The following is an 8507-nucleotide window of genomic DNA, read 5'->3' as shown; positions in this document are numbered from 1 at the left end:
TTTTTTGAAGGGAATGGAGGCGGCAGGCCGCCTCGAAGACGTTGAAAGAACCAAAAAGGAAATAGATGAATGGGAGGAAAGAAAATGTCTGTGGCATTTAAAGCGATTATTGATGTAATGGAAAATCTGGCACCTTTGACTTTAAAAGAAGACTGGGATAACCCGGGCTTACTTGTAGGAAATCCGGAACAGGAAGTGAAATCCGTCTTATTGACGTTGGACGTAACAAAAGAAAATGTATGCTATGCTGTAGATCATCATTTTGACTGTATTATCAGTCATCACCCCGTCATTTTTTCGGGGATTAAAGCTTTGAGAACGGATACCTATGACGGTCGTATGTTTGCACAGTTATTGTCTCACCATATAGGCGTATATTGTGCTCATACCAATCTGGATTCGGCAACGGGAGGGGTTAACGATGTCTTAGCCTCTCTCTTGGAGCTACATGACGTGCGACCTCTAGACGGAGAAGAAGGCGGTTCTATGGGGAGAATCGGCAGACTTTCTGAGGCCATGAGCCTTGCTGAAGTCATGGAATATATTAAGGTAAAGTTGAATCGACCTGTCTTACCTTATGGCGGCAAAGAAAAAGAAATAGTAGAATCAATCGCTCTTTGCGGCGGGGCTGCTACGTGTTTCATGAATGACGCCGTTCGTGCCGGTGCGGACCTGTATCTTACGGGCGATGTAAAATATCATGATTTTCAGCAAGCGGTAAAAGACGATATATTTTTAGTTGACGGAGGACATTACGGAACGGAATTTCCCGTCGTATTCGAGCTGCAACGCCTGTTACAGACAGAAAGTGAGAAACGGGGTTGGGAAGTAAAATTCGTTGTTGATTCGACGAGTCGTGATTTTATTTCATATCTTTAAGGAGGGTGAATAATGACTAAAGAAGAACATATTCAGCGTTTAAAGGATGATCCTATTTATGTGGTCATGGGCGAGGCCTTATCTTTGGGGCGTAAGAATACGGAAGTAGCGAAAACCCTTTTAGATGTAGGCGTAAGAATCATTCAATATCGGGAAAAACATAAAACCTGGCGAGAAAAATATGCCGAAGCATCGGAAATTGCGGTTATGTGTAAAAAATACGGAGCGACATTTATTATGAATGACTCCGTGGACTTAGCCGTTGCTTGCGGAGCCGACGGGATTCATGTCGGACAGGACGATGCACCGGTTCAAATCGTAAAGAAAATAGCCGGTCAAAATGTGTTTGTCGGCGTATCGACGAATACGACAAAAGAATTACAGGGAGCATTAGCAGACGGTGCGGACTATGTCGGCTTCGGGCCTATGTTCCCGACATCATCAAAGAGCGATGCCGATGAGGTCGTTACGGAAGAAACCATTCGCAGTGCCTTGGAATTTCCGCTTCCCGTCGTGACTATCGGCGGTATAGGTTTAGAAAATATTCGCACTTTATATGACAGAGGGTTCCGTTCCTTTGCCATGATCAGTGCTGTCGTATCGCAAAAGGATATAAAGAAAGCCGTCGACGACTTGAGGCAAGCTTTGAAATAGTTTTCTTGACGGGTTTACAAGAGATAGCGTATGATAATACACGATGAGTATGAAAGGTAATCGCCAGTACGAAGGTATTGGAGGAAAGTCCGAGCTCCGTAGGGCAGGATGCCGGATAACGTCCGGCGAAGGTGACTTTAGGGACAGTGCCACAGAAATGTGTACCGCCACGTAAGTGGTAAGGGTGGAACGGTGCGGTAAGAGCGCACCAGCGGTAAGGTAACTTGCCGGCTAGGTAAACCCCATCCGGAGCAAGACCGAATAGGGAAGGGATGAAGTTGCCCGCTGATCTTCCGGGTTGTGTCGCTCGAACAGGCCGGCAACGGTCTGTCTAGATAGATGATTACCACTGCGCAAGCAGAACAAAACTCGGCTTATTGATTACTCATCATTCGCAAATAAAAGGGACTGCTTTTCGAAGCGGTCCTTTTATTATGATGAAGCGTAAGAGGACGAAGCGTATGATTAATATGAAAGAAGAGCGACAGTTTATGGGAAACCGTGTCTATGGACGGCGAGTAGTCGACGGCCATGTACATACGGAGCTGTGTCCTCATGGAAGTGGTGATAAGACGGCATTAATGATCGAGAAGGCTATTGATTTAAAAATCGATAAAATTTGCTTAACTGAACATGCCCCCTTGCCGGTAGAGTTTAAGAACGTATATGGCGGTATTAAAGCAGGTTATGATACGGGAGCGCTTAAAGCGGATCAAGTCGAAGTATATTTAGAGTTGGCTGAAAGGTTAAAAAAAGATTATGCAACCCGTATCAATATTTCCGTCGGCTTGAAGTGGATTATCTACCCGGATTTGAAGACTATACGCGCTCTTTTTTGAATGAATACGGGGCATTTACGGAGGATAATATATTATCATTACACTTCTTAGACGGATATGACGGGAAGTTTTATTGTGTAGATTACAGTACGGATGATTTCCGGAAAGCCTTCAGGCCTTGGCTTTTCGACCAAAATGCATTGTATTATAAATATTTTACCTGTTTAAAAAAGGCTGTGTGCGCCGACTTGGGCAAGTACACTCCTGTGCGTATAGGGCATCTTGATCTAATAAAAAAATATAGACTTCACTTTGGCTTTACCAAACCTCTTGATGAACAAAATTGCCGCTTAATTAAAGAGATACTCCTTATTATGAGAAAACAGGGACGGCAGTTGGACTATAATATGAGCGGCTTTTTTAAGCCTCAATGTCGGGAAATGTATCCGAGTCGCTTCATTCAAGTCATGGCTGACGTATTGGGAGTCCCGTTTATACCCGGATCCGATTCTCATAGCGTAGAAGATCTGGAACGGGCCTGGGGATAAGGCAATGAGTTTTTGTGAAATACCGGGATGAATAAGACAGAGCTCTGCAGTCTGCGAAAAGATACGGGAAAAACAAAAAGGCGTAACACAGGTGTGCTACGCCTTTTTAAATCAGTCTTTAAAAACTGTGTGTAGGGCAATACTGAGGGCTCGTAATTGAGGAGCTTTTTTACGCTGGTGTTCATTCATACGCCCTAAAATATCGCTGAGAATCGAAACGGCCTTTACAATATGAGGTCCTTTGTTGAGCATTACGCACTCCGCCCGTTCACCCATGGCGGCATCGGTTATTTCGGCTCGAGTTGGCAAGCCCGTCTTAACTAAAGTTTCCAGTACTTGAGTGGCCCAAATGACGGGGACATGAGCGGCTTCACAAATCCAGAGGATCTCCTCCTGAAGTTCCGATAAACGATGATAACCCGCCTCTACCGCCAAGTCGCCGCGAGCAATCATGACGCCGAAAGGTTGCTTGGAAGCAGCTTTTACAATGATTTGTGGTAGATTGGCTACGCTTTCCTTTGTTTCTATCTTAGCAATAATGGCAATGGAAGAAGACTTTTTGCCCAGTCTCTTTTTCAATTCTCTTTGTAGCAGCTCAATATCGTCTCCGTTACGCACAAAGGAGTAACCGATGCTGTCGGCACGACCAATCATAAAATCCAGGTCTTCCAGATCTTTGGCGGTTAGGGGCGTAATGTCCAAGTGCGTTTCAGGAAAATTCAGACTCTTTTTAGGCTTTACACGGAAGCCTTTTTCTTTAGCAGCCGTAACGGTTAAAAAAGCTCCGTTATCAGTCATTTCAGTAACTCTGGCCGTGAGCTTTCCGTCGTCGATAAGAACGGGGTCTTCCTCTTTTAACGTATTAAAGACTTCCGGTGCCGAACAGGCCAAGACAATTTTTCCGAGTGCCTCAGGCGGACAGAATCCGATGGATTGAGATAAGAAGAAGGAATCTCCTTCCAGTAATTTATCCGTATCGCCTGTAATAAGAACTCCTGAAATACGGATTTTCGGACCGGCTAAGTCCATGTATACGCGACAATCTTTGCCGGTTTCCTTTTTTGCCCGTTCTAAATTATCCAACATAGCGGTCCAAACTATGCGGTCATCGTGAGCACAATTGATACGAACCGTATCCATACCGGCTTCCAATAAATTGCGAACAAGTTTGTAGTCATCAGCCGCTTCGGGCGGAAGGGTTACCATAATATGAGTATTTATATTATTGGCGGCTCCGAAGATAAGTCCCGTATTGTGGTCTAACAGTTTATCGCCGTGAAAGAACCACTTTTGTGACGGATAATTGATTAGATTTTCTTCTTTTTCACATAAACGGCCCAAGGTTGCCATGACGGCGTCAAGGTTAGCCATGGTACGGGCTTCGCTACGTCCTAAAGAGGAAAGCCCCAGGGGAAGAAGCCGCTCTTGAACGGGGCGTAAGTCGTGACAGCGAACAGCCAGATAATAGGCCAGGTTTAAAGCGCTGAAGCGGAAAGGGCGTCTTTCAATGCCCGGCAGCCAGGTACGAAAGAGAGCTTCGCCGTCATTCATAATATCTGCGCGTAAAGAATATAATTCTTCATATAAAGCGTCTATATGTTGTTTCATATTATCACGGTCCTTTCCGGTTTATAAGAAGGTAAATGGTATATTCCTTCTATACACTCAGTATACGATGAAAAGAATGTGAAATAAATAACTTTTTATCTAAAAATCTCAATATGATAAAGCCGTATAAAATAGCCAAAAGTCATGCATGGCAAGAATGAAGAATATTGTAAAAAAAGGTCACAGGGCTGTAAAAGCGTAAAATCAGACTGGATTGAGCCGGTATAATCTTTACTTTTAAGGGTCTCCATGCTATCATTCTGATTGTAATAGTTACTGTCGTGCAGTATGCGTAATTACTGATTCGGCACGATTATGAATCTGGTCAAAGCGAGGGAGTTAAGTTGGCATTAATTGTAAAAAAATTCGGCGGCAGTTCTGTCGCTACACCTGATAAAATGCAAGCCATTGTAAAACGTGTGCTCAAGGGTATGAAAGAGGATGACCAGGTCGTCCTTGTCGTTTCCGCCATGGGCGATACGACAGATGAACTCGTTTCGCTGGCCCGTCAAGTTACATCAAAACCGTACGGTCGAGAAATGGACATGCTTCTTTCTACAGGCGAACAGATATCCATAGCCTTGATGGCTATGGCCTTTGCCGAAGCGGGTCATAAGGCCGTATCTTTTACGGGTGCTCAGGCCGGTATTGTAACGAGCAAGGCATATAACAAAGGCAGAATTTTGGAAATTAATGCCGAACGAGTTAAAGAGGCTCTGAAAGAAGGTAATATTGTCATTGTAGCCGGTTTTCAAGGGATGACGGATGACGGCGATATTACCACTTTGGGTAGAGGCGGTTCGGATACGACGGCCGTTGCCGTTGCCGGAGCTATAAATGCAGATGCCTGTGAAATTTATACGGATGTAGACGGTATTTATACTTCCGACCCCCGTGTTGTTCCGGAGGCGCGCAAGATGGAAGAAATAACGTACGGAGAAATGTTGGAAATGGCTAAACTCGGTGCAGGTGTTATGCAGCCTCGTGCCGTTGAAATGGGCAGTCGGTTTAACGTTCCTATTCATGTACGTTCGACTTTTTCCGAAATAAAAGGAACAATGATACAGGAGGGTTATTCTATGGAAGTAAAGCAATACCTTATTCGCGGTGTGGCGGAAGATAAAAATGTAGCTAAAGTAACAATTCTCGGTGTACCCAACAAACCGGGGTATGCCTATCGTATTTTTGCGGAATTGGCAGATCGCAATATAGATGTGGACATGATCGTACAAAGTGTAAGGGTTGCCAACGAAGGCGTGACTGATATTACCTTTACGGTAAGTCGGGATGATTCGGCTCTTGTACGCGATGTATTGGCGGGAATTCGTGATGAATTGAGCATTGAAGATATTCTTATTGATGAAAAAATGGGGAAGGTTTCCGTTGTAGGTGCAGGGATGGCCGGACATCCGGGTATTGCTGCCAGCATGTTCGGTATTATGAGTGATAACGGAATTAATATTGAAATTATATCTACTTCTGAAATCAGTATTACGTGCTTAATCGGTGAAGAATCTGTTGATAAAGCCGTACGGGCTATACACGCACACTTCTTTGATAAGGACTGAAAATTCATGACTGTACTTGATAATTTTACGGAAGAAATTTTGCAAAGCGAACGGCCTAAAAACGTATTGCTTCATAATATGATTCGCGGGCTGGATAAGGAAAAACCGCCTCAGTTTGAAGTTCCGGCCAAAAAATATGCGTTTGAGTCCAATTTGCACGGCTTTTCTTACGATTATCAGCATAGTACGGTTACCATATCGTACAAGGTAGCAGATGGGGTCTATCCGGATGTGACCGTGTCTTTTCGTACCTTCCGTGCCTATTTGGAAGGGTTGGCCGTTTGTGTACGCATGCAAAAATGGTAGATATATTCTAAACCTGTAACTGCGGTTGCAGGTTTGTTTTTTATGTGGAGGAATTATGTTCAGCGGTATTGATATTGTTCAAATTACTCGCCTTGAATCTTTGGTCAAGGAACACGAAGGACGTCTGGAGAGGTTGTTTTCTCCGGCAGAGATCGCTTACTGTCGCCGTAAGGGGCAAGGTGCCGTTGCTTCCTATGCCGGACTATATGCAGCCAAAGAAGCTTTTTTTAAGGCCATGGGGAGCGGTTTTAGAGGCGGACTTTGGCGCGATGTGGAAGTAGGACATACTGAAGAAGGTGCACCCTATTTGATTTTACACGGTTATTATGCAGAAAAAGCGGCGGAAAAATCTGCCAATATGCCCGTTTTATCTATTTCACACGATGGTGATTATGCAATTGCACAGGTTGTTTGGGATGCGTAGGAGGCTATGAGATGAAAATATTAAGAAAAGCGGCGGATATGAAAGCTATAGACAAGGCAGCCATGAGTGAACCGTACGGCATAGCTCCGGCTGTATTGATGGAAAATGCAGGTCGAGCCGTCAGCGAAAAGGGTGGCGTATATGTCGGCGGTTGGAGCGGTAAAGATGTCATGATTCTTTGCGGTAAGGGAAATAACGGCGGTGACGGATTTGTAACGGCCAGGCATATTTTGGCAGACGGAGGTCGAGTGTATGTCTACGCTTTCGGAGAAAAGGAAGGATACAGCGATGAAAGCAAGGCGCACTTAAAGACGTTGGAAGCTATGTGTGACGGTGAGCGTTGCAGCTTGATTTACTATAAAACCGCATCGGATTCAGCGTTGTTAATAAAACAATTAGATACTTGCCATGTCGTCATTGACGCCTTATTAGGGACAGGCTTTAAGGGGGAGTTGCGGGAACCGTATAAAAGCATAGTGACGGCAGTTAACGAAGCGGCCGCCGGCCGGCGTGTGGCCGTTATTTCCGTTGATATGCCCAGCGGAGTGAATAGTGATACGGGAGCTGTAAGCGGCTCCGGGGCAGAAGAAGAATCGGCTCCCGTTATGGCGGACTTAACCGTCACCTTCGGAGCTTTTAAACAAGGGCAGTTCCTTTACCCGGGAAAGGCTTGTACGGGAAAGTTGGAAATTGACCATATAGGGATTCCTGTTGCCTTGTCGGAACAATGTAAAGAAGCCGTTTTCTTGCCGAGTCGGCAGGATGTTATCGATGCCGTCAGACCTCGACGTGTGAACAGTCATAAGGGAACGCACGGGACTGTAGCCGTCCTGACCGGCTGTAATGACATGGCCGGTGCCGCATTAATGACTGCTGACGGAGCCGTGCGTGCCGGAGCGGGAAAGGTTTTTTTATATACCCCGTCGGAAACGGCAAAGTATTGTATTGCAAGACAACCGGAGGTTATGGTTCACGGTGTCGGGCCGGCAGGAACTCGCACCTTGAGAGGCCGTGAAGCCCGTGAGATAGCCGATGACCTGGAAAATGCATCGGTTCTTGTTATGGGTCCGGGTATGGGAAAGCATGAAGGCGTATTTGATTTTATCAACTGTATAGCAGAAAAAACGACCTGCCCCATGGTAATTGATGCGGACGGCTTGAATTGTTTGGCGGAACATGATAAACGGGCTTTTTTTAAAAAGTACGGTAGGCGGACAGTAATTACGCCGCACCCGGCTGAATTTTCCCGTCTATCGGGGGTATCTGTCAGAGGTATTAAGACGGATCTTATTAAAGCGGCTACGGACTTTGTACATACTTACGGTGTGAATTTGGTATTAAAGGGGGCTCCTACACTTACCGTATCGGCTAAAACGGGTCACGTATATGTTAATGAAACGGGAAATGCCGGTATGGCGACAGGCGGTATGGGTGATGTATTGAGCGGTATTACGGCTGCCATGATTTGTCATGACGGTATTGATTCTTTGGCTGTTGCGGCTTGTGCGGCTGTATATTTGCACGGTGCAGCCGGTGATTATTGTGCCCGACATATCGGTCCGTACGGGTTTACCGCAACGGAGGTAGCGTCCGCTGTGCCCAAAGTTTTAGCTCAATGGGATGAAGAACGTCTCGTGCCGGCCTTACAAGAACCGTATATAATGTCATAAAAATGTACCGGAACGGACAGAAAACAGCATGTATCATGTTTTACTCTCACAGAAACGATGTGCTATAATAA

Annotated in this window: 7 protein-coding genes, 1 other RNA gene and 1 pseudogene; 8 read left to right on the top strand and 1 reads right to left on the bottom strand. The window is 45.3% G+C overall.

What is annotated here, in order from left to right:
* Positions 1-84 precede the first annotated feature (84 nt).
* The 4 genes and pseudogenes from PGX78_RS01885 to hisJ all read left to right on the top strand — a co-directional run bounded on the left by PGX78_RS01885 (position 85) and on the right by hisJ (position 2860).
* Complete coding sequence (locus PGX78_RS01885; RefSeq protein WP_270445152.1) at positions 85-879, top strand: Nif3-like dinuclear metal center hexameric protein; 795 nt, start codon at positions 85-87, stop codon at positions 877-879.
* A 12-nt stretch (positions 880-891) separates the two neighbouring features.
* Positions 892-1533, top strand: coding sequence for a thiamine phosphate synthase (gene thiE, locus PGX78_RS01880; RefSeq protein ID WP_270445151.1), 642 nt, complete (start codon positions 892-894; stop codon positions 1531-1533).
* 44 nt (positions 1534-1577) lie between these two features.
* An RNA gene (rnpB, locus tag PGX78_RS01875) (RNase P RNA component class A) lies at positions 1578-1925 on the top strand.
* A gap of 69 nt (positions 1926-1994) precedes the next feature.
* Positions 1995-2860: pseudogene (hisJ, locus tag PGX78_RS01870) on the top strand (histidinol-phosphatase HisJ).
* Positions 2861-2971: 111 nt separating this feature from the next.
* Here the strand turns inward: hisJ and PGX78_RS01865 are convergent.
* Positions 2972-4468: a pyruvate kinase gene (locus PGX78_RS01865; RefSeq protein WP_270445150.1), complete on the bottom strand. Its 1497-nt coding sequence runs from the start codon at positions 4466-4468 to the stop codon at positions 2972-2974.
* Positions 4469-4812: 344 nt separating this feature from the next.
* Here PGX78_RS01865 and PGX78_RS01860 point away from each other — a divergent pair, with 344 nt between their 5' ends.
* Genes PGX78_RS01860 through PGX78_RS01845 form a run of 4 tightly spaced genes read left to right on the top strand, consistent with a single transcriptional unit; the run spans position 4813 to position 8436 of the window.
* Positions 4813-6036 (top strand): aspartate kinase, encoded by a 1224-nt coding sequence (locus PGX78_RS01860; protein ID WP_270445149.1) that lies wholly within the window; start codon positions 4813-4815, stop codon positions 6034-6036.
* A gap of 6 nt (positions 6037-6042) precedes the next feature.
* Positions 6043-6342: a hypothetical protein gene (locus PGX78_RS01855; protein WP_270445148.1), complete on the top strand. Its 300-nt coding sequence runs from the start codon at positions 6043-6045 to the stop codon at positions 6340-6342.
* A gap of 55 nt (positions 6343-6397) precedes the next feature.
* Positions 6398-6766: a holo-ACP synthase gene (gene acpS, locus PGX78_RS01850; protein WP_270445147.1), complete on the top strand. Its 369-nt coding sequence runs from the start codon at positions 6398-6400 to the stop codon at positions 6764-6766.
* Between the two features lie 11 nt (positions 6767-6777).
* Positions 6778-8436, top strand: a complete 1659-nt coding sequence (locus PGX78_RS01845; protein ID WP_270445146.1) for an NAD(P)H-hydrate dehydratase — start codon at positions 6778-6780, stop codon at positions 8434-8436.
* Positions 8437-8507 lie beyond the last annotated feature (71 nt).

Origin of the sequence: Megasphaera sp. AF13-6AC (genome assembly GCF_027685385.1) — a bacterium.
Classification (GTDB): Bacteria; Bacillota; Negativicutes; order Veillonellales; family Megasphaeraceae; genus Megasphaera; species Megasphaera micronuciformis.
The sequence above is the reverse complement of the archived record's forward strand: the minus strand, read 5'-3'. Positions and strand labels throughout refer to the sequence as shown.

Excerpts from the sequence above, each read along its gene's own strand:
- PGX78_RS01885 (WP_270445152.1), top strand. The coding sequence starts at position 85 with ATGTCTGTGGCATTTAAAGCGATTATTGATGTAATGGAAAATCTGGCA.
- thiE (WP_270445151.1), top strand. The coding sequence starts at position 892 with ATGACTAAAGAAGAACATATTCAGCGTTTAAAGGATGATCCTATTTAT.
- PGX78_RS01865 (WP_270445150.1), bottom strand. The coding sequence starts at position 4,468 with ATGAAACAACATATAGACGCTTTATATGAAGAATTATATTCTTTACGC.
- PGX78_RS01855 (WP_270445148.1), top strand. The coding sequence starts at position 6,043 with ATGACTGTACTTGATAATTTTACGGAAGAAATTTTGCAAAGCGAACGG.
- acpS (WP_270445147.1), top strand. The coding sequence starts at position 6,398 with ATGTTCAGCGGTATTGATATTGTTCAAATTACTCGCCTTGAATCTTTG.
- PGX78_RS01845 (WP_270445146.1), top strand. The coding sequence starts at position 6,778 with ATGAAAATATTAAGAAAAGCGGCGGATATGAAAGCTATAGACAAGGCA.